Origin of the sequence: Burkholderia sp. 22088 (assembly GCF_052045915.1) — a bacterium.
GTDB classification, from domain to species: domain Bacteria; phylum Pseudomonadota; class Gammaproteobacteria; order Burkholderiales; family Burkholderiaceae; genus Burkholderia; species Burkholderia cepacia.
On sequence record NZ_JBQEPY010000033.1, the window covers coordinates 22,831 to 38,234 of the forward strand.

Genomic DNA, 15,404 nt, shown 5'->3' on the forward strand with positions numbered 1-15,404 from the left:
GTCACGGATGCCGGATGTAATCCACCAGCGCCCGCGTATAGTCATCCGGCTTTCGATCGAGCAGACTCACGACGATCGCCACCGCGAACCCCGCCGGCACCCCGAACACGCCCGAACTGATCGACTCGATCCCGAACCACGTGCGCCCCGCGAATCCCGTCAGCTGCGTGAAGTACGGATAGGTCGACACGATGTAGTACACGCACACCGCGAGCCCGGTCACCATCCCGGCGATCGCACCGCGCGTCGTCGTGCGCTTCCAGAACACGCCGAGCACCAGCACCGGAAAGAAGCTCGAGGCCGCCAGCGAGAACGCGGCGCCGACGAGAAACAGGATCTTCCCCGTATTGAGCGACGCGACATACGACGCGAACAGGGCGACGCCGAGCAGCAGCACCTTCGAGATCGTCACGCGCCGCTGGCTCGATGCGTCGGGCGCGACCATGCAGTAGTAGACGTCGTGCGACAGCGCGTTGGCGATCGTCAGCAGCAGCCCGTCCGCGGTCGACAGCGCCGCGGCAAGCGCACCGGCCGCGATCAGTCCCGACACGACGTACGGCAGCCCGGCAATCTCCGGCGCGGCCAGCACGACCATGTCCGGCTGCATCTGGATTTCCGACCAGTGCACGATGCCATCGCGAATCACCTCGACGACGCTGATCAGGTCGGGCTCGAAGTGATGCCATTGCGTGACCCACGCCGGCAATTCGGCGAACGGCCGCCCGACGAGGTTCGCGAGGATCTCGTACTTGATCAGCACCGCGAGCACCGGCACGCTGAGGTAGAACAGCGCGATGAAGAACAGGGTCCACCCGACCGAGCGCCGCGCCGACGCGACCGACGTGGTCGTGTTGTAACGCGTCAGGATGTGCGGCAGGCTCGCGGTGCCGAGCGACAGGCACAGCAGCAGCGCGAGGAAATTCCGCTCGCGCGGCTTGCGTTCGTCATCGCTCGCGGCGGGAAACGGTTCGTGCATCGGCACGGGCGGCTCGGCACGGGCCAGCAGGTCGTCACGCGCCTGCGTCCACGCGACCCGCGCCGCCGCCGGATCGCGCGGAAAGTCCGCCAGCTCGCGCTCGCGCTGGCTGATCTCGCGCAGCGGTCCGTTGTGGCGCCGCAGGTCGGCCAACTGGTCGGCGAGATGCCGGCGTGCATCCGCATACGACGAAGGCAGCAGGTCGAGCCGCGTCTGGATGTCCGCGGCTTGTCGTCGATATGCGTCGCGCACCTGCTGTTCGTCGGACGCATCGCGCACCTGCGCCTCGCGCGCCGCGACGCGCTCCATCAGCTTGCCGTAGCTGAACTGCGGCACCGGGCCGAGCCCGTTCTTCATCGCGATCAGCGACACCGGAATCAGGATCGCGCTGATCAGGATGATGTACTGCGCGACCTGCGTCCAGGTGACCGCGCGCATCCCGCCGAGAAACGAGCACACGAGAATGCCCGCGAGCCCGCAGAAGATCCCGATCGCGAAATCGACGCCGATGAAGCGCGTCGCGATCAGGCCGATCCCCTGGATCTGCGCGACCAGGTACACGAACGAACACAGGATCGCCGCGCCGGCCGCGAGCGCACGCACGGCCGTGCTCGAAAAGCGCGTACCGAGAAAATCGGGAATCGTGTAGCGCGCGAGCTTGCGCACATACGGCGCAAGCAGGAACGCGACGAGGCAGAACCCGCCCGTCCAGCCCATCACGTACGCGAGCGCATCGTAGCCGGTCGTATAGAGCGAGCCGGCCAGGCCGATGAACGACGCGGCCGACAGCCAGTCGGCCGCCGTCGCCATCCCGTTGAACGCGGACGGCACGCGCCGCCCGGCCACGTAGTATTCGACGAGATCGGACGTGCGCGACAGCAACCCGATCACCGCGTACACCGCGATCGGCACGAACAGAAACACGTAGCCGATCCAGACGCCGGAGCCGGTGGCGCGCTCGATCCGCCACATCAGCAGCACGAATCCGAGAAACCCCAGCGTGTAGAGCGCATACGCGCGGATCAGTCGATGCGTCAGCATGAATCAGCGCCCGCCGTTCGGATGGCCGGTACGCGCCGCATGATCGTCGTACGCGCGGCGCAGCGTGCGGTCGGCGCGCTGCATCAGCCCGATATACGCGACGATCAGCACGAGATACACGAGAATCGCGCCCTGCGCACCGACGTAGAACGGCAGGCTGAACCCGGCGAAGCGCACACTCGCGAGCGCGGGCCCGAAGAACGGCACGATGAACGACACGGCGAAACCGATCGCCATCAGCACCGCGATCAGCGCGACATTGAAGCGCCAGTAGCGTGCGTGGGCACGCTCGAGCGGCTCGGGAACGGGCGGTGGCGCGGCAGGCGCGGATCGGGTCGGAACGGTCATGCCGTTATGTAACAAAAAGCCCCTGCGCGGGCAATCGGGATTGCCGCGCAGGGGCTCGTGCGCGTGATGCGCAACCGGTACGGTCAGCGCACTTCGGCGAGCTGCTCGAGGATGGCCGGATTCTCGAGCGTGGACGTGTCCTGCGTGATCGCTTCGCCCTTGGCGAGCGAGCGCAGCAGGCGCCGCATGATCTTGCCCGAGCGCGTCTTCGGCAGGTTGTCGCCGAAGCGGATGTCCTTCGGCTTCGCGATCGGCCCGATCTGCTTGCCGACCCAGTCGCGCAGCGTCTTCGCGAGCGCCGCGGCCTCTTCGCCTTCCGGACGCGCACGCTTGAGCACCACGAACGCGACCACCGCCTCGCCCGTCGTGTCGTCAGGACGGCCGACCACGGCCGCCTCGGCCACCAGCTCGTGCGAGACCAGCGCCGATTCGATCTCCATCGTGCCGAGCCGGTGGCCCGACACGTTCAGCACGTCGTCGATCCGGCCCATGATCGTGAAGTAGCCGGTGTCCTTGTCGCGCACGGTGCCGTCGCCGGCGAGATAGAGCGTGCCGCCGAGTTCCTCGGGGTAATAGCTCTTCTTGAAGCGTTCCGGGTCGCCCCAGATCGTGCGGATCATCGCGGGCCACGGGCGCTTGACGACGAGAATGCCGCCTTGCCCGTTCGGCACGTCCTGGCCGGTTTCGTCGACCACCGCGGCCATGATGCCCGGCAGCGGCAGCGTGCACGAACCGGGCACGGTCGGCGTCGCGCCCGGCAGCGGCGTGATCATGTGGCCGCCCGTCTCGGTCTGCCACCACGTATCGACGATCGGGCAGCGCTCCTGGCCGACGTGCTTGTGATACCACATCCACGCTTCCGGATTGATCGGCTCGCCGACCGTGCCGATGATGCGCAGGCTCGACAGGTCGTAGCTCTTCGGATGTACCTTGTCGTCGGCCTCGGCGGCCTTGATCAGCGAACGGATCGCGGTCGGCGCGGTGTAGAACACGCTGACCTTGTGGTCGCCGATCATCTTCCAGAAGCGGCCGGCGTCCGGGTAGGTCGGCACGCCCTCGAACACGACCTGCGTGCCGCCGCAGGCGAGCGGGCCGTACGTGATGTACGTGTGGCCGGTGACCCAGCCGATGTCGGCCGTGCACCAGAACACGTCGGTGGGCTTCCAGTCGAAGGTCCACTTCATCGTCTGCGCGGCCCACAGCAGGTAGCCGCCGGTGCTGTGCTGCACGCCCTTCGGCTTGCCGGTCGAGCCCGACGTGTACAGGATGAACAGCGGATGCTCGGCGCTCACCCATTCCGGCTCGCAGGTGTCGGATTCGGTGGCCGTCAGTTCGTGCATCCACAGGTCGCGGTCGGCATGCCAGTCGATCTTGCCGCCGGTGCGGCGATAGACGATCACGCTCTTCACCGCTTCGCAGCCGCCCAGCGCGAGCGCCTCGTCGGCGATGCTCTTGAGCGGCAGCGTCTTGCCGCCGCGCGCCTGCTCGTCGGCCGTGATCAGCGCCGTCGCGCCGACGTCGACGAGCCGCTCGTTCAGCGACTTCGCGGAGAAGCCGCCGAACACGACCGAGTGCGTCGCGCCGATGCGCGCGCAGGCCTGCATCGCGACGATGCCTTCGATCGACATCGGGATATAGATGACGACGCGGTCGCCCTTGCCGATGCCGCGCTTCTTCAGCGCGTTCGCGAAACGCGACACGCGGGAGAGGAGATCCGCATAGGTGACGCGCGTGACGGTGCCGTCGTCGGCTTCGAAGATCACCGCGACGCGCTCGCCGTTGCCGGCTTCGACGTGACGGTCGAGGCAGTTGTACGACGCGTTGAGCTCGCCGTCGTCGAACCACTTGTAGAACGGCGCGTTGGACTCGTCGAGCACGTTGGTGAACGGCTTGTGCCACGCGAGACCCTCGCGCGCGAGGCGCGCCCAGAAGCCTTCGTAATCGCGCTCGGCCTCGGCGACGAGCGCCCGATAGGCCGGCATGCCGGAAATGGTCGCCGCCTGCTCGAGCGCCGCGGGCGGCGCAAACTGGCGGGTTTCGTGAAGAACCGATTCAATCGCAGACATCGACTACCCCTTGGTGAACATGAATCCTCTGCATGGCGGCGCGATCGTGCACGCCGCGCGTCTTGGCCGGCGCATGCGCGCCGCTGTCTCCTACCCACCATCCGCGCACGGCCCGAAGGCCGCTGCGCGATGCTGCGCCGCACCACGTCGCACGATGGCGACCGGGCGACCCGACAGTGTCCACAATAAGCGCTCCAACTTACCCGTCACTTACGCGGCACGGCCGTTTCGCCCGCCGGGCGGCGCCGCTTGCAGCTTTACGCTGTAACGAGCGCGACCCTACAATCCTAACTGAACTCGCCTTCCGGATTCCAGCTTGAATCGCTATGCTTTCTTTCTCGTTCTGTCGATGCTGTTCGTCGGCAGCAATGTCGGTATCGGCAAATCGATCGTCGTCTTCGTTCCCGTCGCCATCCTCGCCACGCTGCGCTTCGTGATTGCGATCGCCGTGCTGTGGCCGCTGTTCAGCCCGGTGAAGATGCGCACCGTCAAGCGCGGCGAATGGCTGAACCTGTTCCTGCAGGCGTTCTTCGGCACCTTCATGTTCACGCTGCTGATGCTGAACGGCGTGCAGCGCACGAGCGCGGTCGCGGCCGGCGTGATCACCAGCACGATTCCGGCGATCGTCGCGCTGTTCGCGTGGCTGATCCTGCGTGAAAAACCGAACGGCCGTGCGCTCGTGTCGATCGCGCTCGCAATCGCCGGCGTCGTGACGATCAACCTCGCGAACGGCAGCGCCGCCGGGCACAGCGCATCGTCGTCGCTGACCGGCAACCTGCTGATCCTCGGCGCGGTGTGCTGCGAATCGATCTACGTGATCCTGTCGCGCCGCCTCACGCAGACGCTCGCGCCGATCGACATCTGCGCGTACACGCACCTGTTCGGCCTGTGCCTGATGCTGCCGCTCGGCGCGACGGCCATGTGGCATTTCGATTACGCGAGCGTGCCGGCCGGCACCTGGGCGCTCGTCGTCTGGTACGGCCTGTCGGCCAGCATCTTCTCGTTCTGGCTGTGGATGAAAGGCATCCGGCACGTGCCGGGCAGCCTCGCCGGCGTGTTCAGCGCGGTGCTGCCGGTCGCCGCGGCCGCGTATGGCATCGCGTTCCTCGGCGAGCGGCCGACCCTCGCCCACGGCATCGCGCTCGCGTGCGTCGTCACCGGCATCGTGCTCGCGAGCCTGCGCGTGAAACGCGTGCCCGCCGCCGCGTCCTGATCCGTCCCCGGCTGTGCCGGCGCGTCACTGCAGTCGCGCCGGCCGACGCGTTACAATAGCGCGCCTTTTCAAGATTACCCCCGATACCTGCGCACCGCGCCCGAGTCTCCATCATGTCCGCCCCGCATTCGCCCGGCCGCCCCGCCCGTCGCCCGCTTCGCCCGCTTCCCGCGCTGATTTTCATGAGCCGCTGGCTCCAGGTTCCGCTTTACCTCGGCCTGATCGTCGCGCAGGCCGTCTACGTGTTCCTGTTCCTGAAGGAAGTCTGGCACCTGCTGTCGCATGCGACCAGCCTCGACGAAATCAGCGTGATGCTCGCGGTGCTCGGCCTGATCGACGTGGTGATGATCTCGAACCTGCTGATCATGGTGATCGTCGGCGGTTACGAAACGTTCGTGTCGCGCCTCGGCATCGAGGGCCACCCCGACGAGCCCGAATGGCTCGACCACGTGAACGCGGGCGTGCTGAAGGTCAAGCTGTCGATGGCGCTGATCAGCATTTCGTCGATCCACCTGCTGAAGACGTTCATCAACCCCGACCAGCACACGATGCACGCGATCATGTGGCAGGTAATCATCCACGTGTCGTTCCTGGTGTCGGCGCTCGTGATGGCGTGGGTCGACCGCCTGACGACGCACACGCACCCGGCCCATTTCCACGAGACGCACGCGCCGCACGCGAGCGCCGTGCCCGCGTCCCGCAAGCCGGCCGAAACAGCCGCCAACGCATAAACGCATTCCCCACTGTCCCCACAGAGTCTCAGCCATGACCGTCATCAAACAGGAAGACCTGATCCAGAGCATCGCGGATTCGCTGCAGTACATCAGCTACTACCACCCGCTCGACTACATCCAGGCCCTCGGCCGCGCGTACGAGCTGGAAGAAAGCCCGGCCGCGAAGGATGCGATCGCGCAGATCCTCACGAACAGCCGCATGTGCGCGGAAGGCAAGCGTCCGATCTGCCAGGACACCGGCATCGTCACGATCTTCGTGAAGGTCGGCATGGACGTGCGCTGGGACGGCGCGACGATGGGCCTCACCGACATGATCAACGAAGGCGTGCGCCGCGGTTACACGCACCCGGACAACGTGCTGCGCGCGTCGATCGTCAATCCGCCGGAAGGCGCCCGCAAGAACACGAAGGACAACACGCCGGCCGTGATCCACTACGAGATCGTGCCGGGCGACAAGGTCGACGTGCAGGTCGCGGCGAAGGGCGGCGGCTCGGAGAACAAGTCGAAGTTCGTGATGCTGAACCCGTCCGACTCGATCGTCGACTGGGTGCTGAAGACGGTCCCGACGATGGGCGCGGGCTGGTGCCCGCCGGGCATGCTCGGGATCGGCATCGGCGGCACCGCCGAGAAGGCGATGCTGATGGCGAAGGAATCGCTGATGGAGCCGATCGACATCCAGGAAATCATCGCGCGCGGCCCGAAGGACTGGGTCGAGGAACTGCGTGTCGAACTGCACGAGAAGGTCAACGCTCTCGGCATCGGCGCCCAGGGCCTCGGTGGCCTCGCAACGGTGCTCGACGTGAAGATCATGGCGGCACCGACGCACGCGGCATCGAAGCCGGTCGCGCTGATCCCGAACTGCGCGGCCACGCGCCACGCGCACTTCGTGCTCGACGGCTCGGGCCCGGCCAAGCTTGAAGCACCGTCGCTCGACGCATGGCCGAAGGTCCAGTGGGAACCCAACACGGAAACCAGCAAGCGCGTCGACCTGAACACGCTGACGCCGGAAGAAGTCGCCAGCTGGACGCCGGGCCAGACGCTGCTGCTGTCGGGCAAGATGCTCACCGGCCGCGACGCTGCGCACAAGCGCATCGCCGACATGCTCGCGAAGGGCGAGAAGCTGCCGGTCGACTTCACCAACCGCGTGATCTACTACGTCGGCCCGGTCGATCCGGTGCGCGACGAAGTGGTCGGCCCGGCAGGCCCGACGACGGCCACGCGCATGGACAAGTTCACCGAGACGATGCTCGCGCAAACCGGCCTGATCTCGATGGTCGGCAAGGCCGAGCGCGGCCCGGTCGCAATCGACGCGATCAAGAAGCACAAGGCGGCCTACCTGATGGCCGTCGGCGGCGCCGCATACCTCGTGTCGAAGGCGATCCGCGGCGCGAAGGTGCTCGCATTCGAGGACCTCGGCATGGAAGCGATCTACGAGTTCGACGTGCAGGACATGCCGGTGACGGTTGCCGTCGATTCGTCGGGCACGTCGGTGCACCAGACCGGCCCGAAGGAGTGGCAGGCGAAGATCGGCAAGATCCCGGTCGCAACCGCTTGAGCGCGATCGAATGCAAGGCCGGACGCAAGTCCGGCCTTTTTGCTTCTCGTTCTCATTCCTGCATGCGGCCGGTTATTCGAGGCTGATTCTCATTACATGCAAAAGGCAGGCCCGGCAAGGCTTCGAGGCTTGGCTTTTCTCGTACGAGCGATTATCTTTCGGTTTCTGAAGCTCCACTGAACAAGGAACAAGCCATGCAAGGCGACAAGAAAGTCATCGAATATCTGAACGCCCAGTTGAAGAATGAACTCACGGCGATCAACCAGTACTTCCTGCATGCGCGCATGTACAAGCACTGGGGCCTCGAGAAACTCGGCAAGCACGAGTACGACGAGTCGATCGGCGAAATGAAGCACGCCGACTGGCTGATCGAGCGCGTCTTCATGCTCGACGGCCTGCCGAACCTGCAGGACCTGCACAAGCTGCTCATCGGCGAGGAAACCGAAGAGATCCTGAAGTGCGACCTGAAGCTCGAGCAGATCTCGCAGTCCACCTGCAAGGAAGCGATCGCCTATTGCGAATCGGTTCGTGACTACGTGTCGCGCGAGATCTTCGAAAAGATTCTCGACGACACCGAAGAGCACATCGACTGGCTGGAAACGCAGATCGACCTGATCGGCAAGGTCGGCCTGCAGAACTACCAGCAAACGATGATGGGTTCGCCGGAGTAAGCGCGCTCCGCCCTTCCCGCCATCGCCACCCGTCCTTTCATGTCGACACATTCCGTTATCGCCGCGACGTCCACGACCGCTGCCCCCATCGGCATCTTCGATTCAGGGCTGGGTGGCCTGTCGGTACTGCGCGCCGCGCGCGCGCAGCTGCCCGACGAATCGTTCATCTACGTCGCCGATTCGCACCACGCACCTTATGGTCCGCGCGATGAGGCGTTCATTACGGAACGCACGCTGGCAATCGGCGAGTGGCTGGCCCGCGAAGGGGCGAAGGCGCTCGTCATCGCCTGCAACACCGCAACCGCACGCGCGATCGCCGCGATCCGCGAACACCTGCCGATGCCGCTCGTCGGTGTCGAGCCGGGCATCAAGCCGGCCGCCGCCGTGTCCGCGAGCGGCGTCGCGGGCGTCCTCGCCACGCAGTCGACGCTGAACAGCCCGCGCTTCCAGGCGCTGCTCGACCGCTACGGCGCCGGCCGCCGCTTCATCTGCCAGCCCGGCCACGGGCTCGTCGAGGCCATCGAGCGCGGCGACACGAATTCGCCCGCATTGCGCGCGTTGCTCGACAGCTACCTGCAGCCGATGCTCGACGACGGCGCCGATACGCTGGTACTCGGCTGCACGCATTACCCGTTCTTCACGGAAACGATTCGTGACCTTGTGGGCGACCGCCTGACGATCGTCGACACGAGCGACGCAATCGCGCGCCAGCTCGCCCGGATTCTCGACGAGCGCAGCCTGCGTGCGCCGGCCGGCACGCGCGCGGCGCCGCCCCGCTTCTGCTCGACCAGCGACGGCCGCCAGTTGCAGGTACTCGCATCGACACTGCTCGGCCTCGCCGCACCGGTCGAATCCGTCACCATTTCCTCGCCGAACGCGCGCGCCTGCGCGACCGCCTGACACGAGCCGGCACGCGCGCTTCCGCGTGCCGCTCCACCGCCCCCATCGCTTCAAGGGTCTGATGACCTTAAAAAAAGCCTGACCCGCGCTTGTCAACGTCCGCAAAATTAATGATAATAATTCGCATTAACGTTAGCTATCGCAACTCACCATGATCGTCTGCGTGTGCAAGTCTGTTTCCGATCGCAAGATTCGCGCGTCCCTCGCAGAGGGCGTGAACTCTTTCGATGAACTCCAGTTCGAGCTCGGCGTGGCCACGTGCTGCGGCAAGTGCGAGGAGTCCGTACGCGACCTCATGGCCGAACAAGGCGTCTGCGCGAGCCAGTGCGGTGTCGAGCACCACGCTCATCCGATCCCGGTCACGTTCTACGAACGCAAGGCTGCCTGACCGGCGCCGGGTGTGTACATGCGGCCCAGGCCGCATTTTTGTTTTGACCGTCAGCAAGCCACCGTATGCGCGAGCCAGCGGCTTACCTGCCAAGGAGCCTGTCATGGAATTGCTGATCGGATTTGTGACCACCGTTTGCATCTCGCTGCTGATCTTCCGCAAGTGATGCCGATTCACCCGCCGCGCCCCGGGTGCGACATCGTTCTTTCAAGCTAACATGCAGGCTTCGCATTCCACTCCCGCCAGCATCTTGCCGGCTGCACCACGTATGAATCCCCGAGTGATCGTCGCCGCGGTCGGTGTGCTTGCCGCACATGCGATCATGCTGACGGCCGCCTGGCTCCATCGCAACGCGCCGCCGCCGGCGAAGGAGATCGAGGTTCAGTCGATCACCGCACAGCTCATTCCGCCCGCGCCCCCTGCCCAGCCGGTCGCGGTCCAATCGGCCGCGCAGCAGCCCACGCCCCCCAAGCCCACGCCGCGCGTGAAGCCGAAGGTCGAGCCGAAGCCGGTACAGAAAGCCGTCCCGACGCCTCAGCCGGTCGCGCAGGCACCGTCGCCGACGCCCGCGCCGGCAGTGGTCGATCCGACGCCGGCTCCCGCCGCGCCGGCGCCTGCCGCACCGGCTGCAGCACCCGGCCCGGCGCGCGAGACAATGCAGGTCAGCGCACCGAAGAACGTCACGGCGCTCAGCTGCAATTTCGTGAAGCCCGCCTATCCGACGATGTCGAAGCGTCGCGGCGAAACGGGCACGGCTTATGTTCACTTCATCATCGGCGTGACGGGCAAGATCGAAAGCGTCCAGCTGCAGAAGAGCAGCGGCTACCCGCGTCTCGACGAAGCCGCGCTCGAGGCGACGCGCGCCAGCACCTGCCCGCCGTATATCGAGAACGGCCAGGCGATCCGCGCCGCCCATACGCTGCCCTTCAACTTCACGCTCGACGACTAACCCGTCATATTCGGTAGATTCAAAGGAAACAAGAAAATGCAAAGCTACGGTATCGCGCACGTCTGGGCGCAAGGTGATTTCGTCACGCGCGCCATCGCGATCACGCTGCTCGTGATGTCGGTCCTGTCGTGGATCGTGATCGTCATCAAGGGCTGGAACGTGATCCGCCTGAACCGCCTGACGAAGAACGCCGAACAGGCGTTCTGGCATTCGGACAACTTCGACGACGGCATCAAGAAGCTCGGGCTCGCCGCCTCGACGCCGAACGACAACCCGTTCCTCGCGCTCGCGCTGTCGGGCAAGGAAGCCGCCGATCACCACCACCAGACGCAACCGCACCTGCACGACCGCATGGACGTGTCGGACTGGGTCACGCGCTGCCTGAAGGACACGATGGACGAAGGCATCTCGCGCATGCAAAGCGGCCTCGCGATCCTCGCGTCGGTCGGCAGCACGGCGCCGTTCGTCGGCCTGTTCGGTACGGTCTGGGGGATCTACCACGCACTGCTCGCGATCGGCGCATCCGGCCAGACGTCGATCGACCAGGTCGCGGGCCCGGTCGGCGAATCGCTGATCATGACCGCATTCGGCCTGTTCGTCGCGATCCCGGCCGTGCTCGGCTACAACGCACTCACCCGTGCGAACAAGGGCGTCGTCAGCAAGCTGCGCCGCTTCGCGCACGGCCTGCACGCGTATTTCGTGACGGGCGCGAGCCTCGCATCGTCGTCGACGCGCGACGGCCTGCGTCTCGCGACGCGCGCCAGCTGAGACGGGGTGAACCATGGCAATGAACACCGGTTTCAGCGACGATGACGACGATGCAGTGATGAGCGAGATCAACATGACGCCGCTCGTCGACGTCATGCTCGTACTCCTGATCATTTTCCTCGTGACGATCCCGGCGATGCAGCACGCGGTTAAGATCGACCTGCCGCATGCCAGCAGCCAGCCTGTCGACGAAAAACCGCAGACGGTCGACGTCGCGATCCAGGGCGACGGCACGATCCTGTGGGACGACCATACGGTCACGCGCGAACAATTGCAGGAACGCATCGCGGAAGCGGCAAAACGCACGCCGCAGCCGGAGTTGCACCTGCGCGCGGACCGCAAGGTTGCCTACGAACACGTCGCCGAAGTGATGTCGGATGCGCAGGCCGGCGGTTTGACGAAGCTCGGCTTCGTGACCGAGCCGACCGCAAAAGCGAAGTAACGCACGCGCAATCAGGCGCTCGCCGGCTGCACCTGGCCGGCCGCGCCTAGCCGGCCGCGCACAAAGTAAAAGGCCTTCATCGCCAGATGAAGGCCTTTTTTCATGCGCACGCGGGCGCCTTCGGGCGGCGGGCTCTTTGGCGGTATCGGTTACGCCTCGAGCAACGCAAATGCGACTCTGCCGTGGTCTGCACGGACTGCGCGTTCTGCCCTATCTGGCTCACAATATATGCGGCCACCTGATTTCGCTCAGAACTTCCTTCACGAAATGGGATTTCAATATAGGCTCGCACGCACGCGCATTCAAGGTTCCGGCGATTGAAACTTGCGATTGCAGGCGACGCTTCAATGACAAAACAAATTTGCCTCGCCGTGCACGTCGTGTTCAGGTCGCCGAAACATCGGCCGCCGCTTCCTTCTTCGCACGCTCCGGACACCCCGGTTCCTTGTAGGCGCCGTGATCGAGCTTCTCGACCAGATAGTCGACAAACGCACGCACCGCAGGCGGCATCCCCTGCCGCGACACGAACACCGCGTACAGTTGCGGCACGGGCAGCGTCCAGCCCGGCATCACCGGCGACAGTTGCCCCGCGCGCAGCGCGTTGCCGTACATCATCTCCGGCAGCGCCGCGATGCCGAGGCCATCGAGCACGGCTTCGCGGATCGTCATCAGGTCGGCCGTCACCAGCCGCGGGTCGTGTTCGTGCACGTGACGCGTACCGTCCGGCGCGATCAGGTTGAACACGTGCCGCCCGTCGACGCTCGGCGTATCGAGCGTTTCGAATCCGCTCAGGTCGTCCGGTACCAGCGGCGGCGCATTCTGGCTCAGCAGGCTCGGCGCACCGACCAGCATCTGCTCGGTGCGCCATAGCGGCCGCACGACGATATTCGCGTTCTGCGGCGGCTCCGAGCGCACACGCAGCGCGACGTCGATCGAATCCTCGAACAGGTCGATCACGCGATTCGTCACGCGGACGTGCACCTTCACCTCGGGATAGCGGCGCAGGAATTCGGGCAGGATGCGCGACAGCATCGTCTGCGACAGCGTCACGGGCACACTGACACGCACCGAGCCGCGCGGCGATGCGCGCAACTGCTGGACCGCGTTCATCGCAGCCTGCGCTTCGGCCAGCATCGCCTGGCAGTGCTGGTAGAACAGCTCCCCCGCCTCGGTCAGCGCGAGCTTGCGTGTGGAGCGCTGCAGCAGGCGCACGCCGAGCGCCGCCTCGAGTTCGGTCAGGCGCCGCGACAGGCGCGATTTCGAGATGCCCAGCACGCGCTCCGCGGCCGAGAAACCGCCATGTTCGACGACCTGCGAAAAGTACATGAGGTCGTTCAGGTTGTGTGCATCGATATTCATCTCATCGTTCCAATTTCAGAACAATCCATTGCGAACCGTCGCGAATCGCGCGGTAAAACGCCCAATATAATAGCGCTATGTTTCAAAAATAACGCTATTCCAATGATTTCGAGGGTATCCGCATGACGACCGCTCGCTCGCTTGACCGCACGTACCCCGCACTTCGCACGACCGAAGGCGGCGGCTTCGTGGTTCACCGCCCGTTCCCGACCCGGCTGCTGATGGATTTCGATCCGTTCCTGCTGCTCGACGAAATGGGCCCCGTCGACTACGCGCCCGGCGAAGCCAAGGGCGCCCCCGACCATCCGCATCGCGGCTTCGAGACCGTGACCTATGCACTCGACGGGCGCTTCCGTCATCGCGACTCGTCCGGCCATGCCGGCACGCTCGGCCCGGGCGACGTGCAATGGATGACGGCGGGCGCCGGCGTCGTGCACAGCGAGATGCCGGATCCTGAATTCGCGCAGGCAGGCGGCCGCTCCCACGGCTTCCAGCTGTGGGTCAACCTGCCGCGGCGCGACAAGCTGATCGCGCCGCGCTACCAGGAAATCCCGGCCGATCGCATCCCGAGCGCCACGTCGCCGGACGGTCTCGTGCGCGTGCGCGTCATCGCCGGCGAAGCGTTCGGTGTCCGGGCGGCGATCGAGACGCGCACGCCGATCCTCTACCAGCATTTCACGCTGCAACCCGGTGCAACGGTCACGCAGCCCGTCCCGGCAGGCTATCGTGTATTCGCCTATCCGATCGACGGAACGGGCCTCTACGGGCCCGACAGGCAGGCAGTCGACGCACGGCACATGGTCGTGTATGGCGACGACGGCGACACGGTCACGTTCGCTGCCGGCGACACGCCGCTCGACCTGCTGCTGATCGGCGGCGTACCGCTCAACGAGCCGATCGTCCGCTACGGCCCGTTCGTGATGAATACCGAGGAAGAGATCCGGCAGGCGGTCGTCGACTACCAGACGGGGCGCATGGGCCGTATCGAGGCATGAGGCGTGGACGCACGGGCAGGTGCCGCGAAACCGCCCGTTTTGCGTCACAATGACTTCTTGAGCCATGTGGCCGCCCGCCACCAGAAGGAACCCGTCCCCTTGAACTTCGAACATCTGATCCAGATCAACTCCGACGATCCGGCCGTGCCCACCCTCACCCGCGACCAGCTCTGGGAAGGTCTCGTGCTGCGCGCCGAACAGCCGCAACTGTTCGTGCTCGGTCTCGACAGCTGCGTCGTCCACGAACGGACGGAGACGACGCTCGAACGCGAACTGCACTACGGTCACGCGACCGTGCGCGATCACGTCACGTTCACGCCGAATCAGCAGGTCCGCTACGACATCCGCGCCGCCGACGGCGAGATCGGCGGCTCGCTGACGATGACGATCGAGGAACGTGACGACCACGAGCTGTTCCTGCGTTTCGAATACCGCACGACGCTGGTCGTCACCGACGACAGCGAAGACGCGCGCCAGACGCACGGGATCGTCAAGGAGGCGTACCGCACGTCGGATATCGACACGGTTCGCCTGATCCGCGAGTACGCGCAGGGCCGCAAGGATCCCGATCCGCTGCACTGAACCCGGCGGCGGCCTGCGGGCCGCCCCTTTGATTCAAGCTATCAGATTCACCATTCCGATCGATAAAGAGTTTTTGTAAATGGGAATAGTTATCATTTAGAATTCATTCCATCGTATCGACAGTCACCGATCAACCGAATGACCGACACCATGCGCCCGACCACGCTGACCTTGCGCCGCCCGACCGGCACCGCAGGCAGCAGCCGCCAGAAGACGGCAGCGGTCACCACGCCGGCGAAGCCCGCCGGCAACCGCGATGCAGGCACGCGGGTCGTCAGCAGCGATGCGCTGCTGCAAGGCCAAAGCCACGTCAGCATCGCGCATAACGGAGAGACCTATCAGTTGCGCGCCACACGGCTCGGCAAACTGATCCTGACGAAGTAACGACAGAGTATTGTGGGGACCACCTCCCTGAGA

Annotated in this window: 16 protein-coding genes; 12 read left to right on the forward strand and 4 right to left on the reverse strand. The window is 65.4% G+C overall.

What is annotated here, in order from left to right; genetic code table 11:
• Position 1: 1 nt before the first annotated feature.
• The 3 genes from ACTJLD_RS40265 to acs form a co-directional block, all read right to left on the reverse strand.
• Positions 2-2,017: a sodium:solute symporter family protein gene (locus ACTJLD_RS40265; protein WP_440661634.1), complete on the reverse strand. Its 2,016-nt coding sequence runs from the start codon at positions 2,015-2,017 to the stop codon at positions 2-4.
• Positions 2,018-2,020: 3 nt separating this feature from the next.
• The gene (locus ACTJLD_RS40270) at positions 2,021-2,365 is read right to left on the reverse strand and encodes a DUF4212 domain-containing protein (RefSeq protein WP_440661636.1); all 345 of its coding nucleotides are present in this window, start codon (positions 2,363-2,365) and stop codon (positions 2,021-2,023) included.
• 83 nt (positions 2,366-2,448) lie between these two features.
• The gene (gene acs, locus ACTJLD_RS40275; protein WP_440661637.1) at positions 2,449-4,431 is read right to left on the reverse strand and encodes an acetate--CoA ligase; all 1,983 of its coding nucleotides are present in this window, start codon (positions 4,429-4,431) and stop codon (positions 2,449-2,451) included.
• 316 nt (positions 4,432-4,747) lie between these two features.
• Between acs and ACTJLD_RS40280 the strand changes: the two genes are divergently transcribed.
• The 9 genes from ACTJLD_RS40280 (at position 4,748) to ACTJLD_RS40320 (ending at position 12,051) form a co-directional block, all read left to right on the forward strand.
• The gene (locus tag ACTJLD_RS40280) at positions 4,748-5,644 is read left to right on the forward strand and encodes a DMT family transporter (protein WP_440661639.1); all 897 of its coding nucleotides are present in this window, start codon (positions 4,748-4,750) and stop codon (positions 5,642-5,644) included.
• A gap of 113 nt (positions 5,645-5,757) precedes the next feature.
• On the forward strand, positions 5,758-6,375 hold the full coding sequence (locus ACTJLD_RS40285) for a TIGR00645 family protein (RefSeq protein ID WP_059688942.1): 618 nt from the start codon (positions 5,758-5,760) through the stop codon (positions 6,373-6,375).
• A gap of 34 nt (positions 6,376-6,409) precedes the next feature.
• Positions 6,410-7,933, forward strand: a complete 1,524-nt coding sequence (locus ACTJLD_RS40290; protein ID WP_006478316.1) for a fumarate hydratase — start codon at positions 6,410-6,412, stop codon at positions 7,931-7,933.
• Between the two features lie 194 nt (positions 7,934-8,127).
• On the forward strand, positions 8,128-8,604 hold the full coding sequence (bfr, locus tag ACTJLD_RS40295; protein WP_059535536.1) for a bacterioferritin: 477 nt from the start codon (positions 8,128-8,130) through the stop codon (positions 8,602-8,604).
• A 39-nt stretch (positions 8,605-8,643) separates the two neighbouring features.
• Entirely contained in the window at positions 8,644-9,504 is an 861-nt protein-coding gene (murI, locus tag ACTJLD_RS40300; RefSeq protein ID WP_222215229.1) for a glutamate racemase, read from the forward strand.
• A gap of 151 nt (positions 9,505-9,655) precedes the next feature.
• Entirely contained in the window at positions 9,656-9,892 is a 237-nt protein-coding gene (locus ACTJLD_RS40305; protein WP_011352654.1) for a (2Fe-2S)-binding protein, read from the forward strand.
• Positions 9,893-10,109: 217 nt separating this feature from the next.
• A complete protein-coding gene (locus tag ACTJLD_RS40310) occupies positions 10,110-10,841 on the forward strand; it encodes an energy transducer TonB (protein WP_027786896.1) in 732 nt (243 codons plus the stop codon).
• 36 nt (positions 10,842-10,877) lie between these two features.
• Positions 10,878-11,609, forward strand: coding sequence for a MotA/TolQ/ExbB proton channel family protein (locus ACTJLD_RS40315; protein WP_027786895.1), 732 nt, complete (start codon positions 10,878-10,880; stop codon positions 11,607-11,609).
• 13 nt (positions 11,610-11,622) lie between these two features.
• The gene (locus ACTJLD_RS40320; protein ID WP_021163407.1) at positions 11,623-12,051 is read left to right on the forward strand and encodes an ExbD/TolR family protein; all 429 of its coding nucleotides are present in this window, start codon (positions 11,623-11,625) and stop codon (positions 12,049-12,051) included.
• Between the two features lie 384 nt (positions 12,052-12,435).
• On the opposite strand, the gene ACTJLD_RS40325 is transcribed toward ACTJLD_RS40320, so the two are convergent.
• Positions 12,436-13,410: a LysR family transcriptional regulator gene (locus ACTJLD_RS40325; RefSeq protein ID WP_021163408.1), complete on the reverse strand. Its 975-nt coding sequence runs from the start codon at positions 13,408-13,410 to the stop codon at positions 12,436-12,438.
• 122 nt (positions 13,411-13,532) lie between these two features.
• Here ACTJLD_RS40325 and ACTJLD_RS40330 point away from each other — a divergent pair, with 122 nt between their 5' ends.
• The 3 genes from ACTJLD_RS40330 to hemP all read left to right on the forward strand — a co-directional run bounded on the left by ACTJLD_RS40330 (position 13,533) and on the right by hemP (position 15,371).
• A complete protein-coding gene (locus ACTJLD_RS40330) occupies positions 13,533-14,405 on the forward strand; it encodes a pirin family protein (protein ID WP_027786894.1) in 873 nt (290 codons plus the stop codon).
• A gap of 99 nt (positions 14,406-14,504) precedes the next feature.
• Positions 14,505-14,987: an SRPBCC family protein gene (locus tag ACTJLD_RS40335; RefSeq protein ID WP_027786893.1), complete on the forward strand. Its 483-nt coding sequence runs from the start codon at positions 14,505-14,507 to the stop codon at positions 14,985-14,987.
• Positions 14,988-15,125: 138 nt separating this feature from the next.
• Positions 15,126-15,371 (forward strand): hemin uptake protein HemP, encoded by a 246-nt coding sequence (gene hemP / locus ACTJLD_RS40340; RefSeq protein WP_021163412.1) that lies wholly within the window; start codon positions 15,126-15,128, stop codon positions 15,369-15,371.
• Positions 15,372-15,404: the final 33 nt, after the last annotated feature.